At 42.0% G+C, this 257-nt stretch carries 1 protein-coding gene; it reads left to right on the forward strand.

Going from position 1 to position 257, the window contains the following annotated elements; genetic code table 11:
- Positions 1 to 54 precede the first annotated feature (54 nt).
- Positions 55 to 257: DUF433 domain-containing protein (locus tag JUI58_RS00455; protein WP_204101788.1), on the forward strand; the 203-nt coding region annotated here is incomplete at its 3' end.

Below are 257 nucleotides of genomic sequence, written 5' to 3' on the forward strand. Positions count from 1 at the left end.
GCGATCGCGCAGGTGAAAAAAATGTTATGCTGAGTTAGATTTTGGAGGATTTGTATGGAAATTTCTCTGCAACCAGACCTCGAACAATTTGTACGAGAAACGGTTAAAAATGGTCAATACCGATCGCCGGATGAAGTTATAGATCGCGCAGTACGATTATTTGCTTCTCAATCTTTTTCGGGGATTCAAAAAACACCGGGAGTTTGCGGAGGAGATGCTTGTATTGGCAAAACAAGAATTCCGGTTTGGTCATTGGT

Source organism: Spirulina sp. CCY15215, from assembly GCF_016888125.1.
Lineage (GTDB): Bacteria > Cyanobacteriota > Cyanobacteriia > Cyanobacteriales > Spirulinaceae > CCY15215.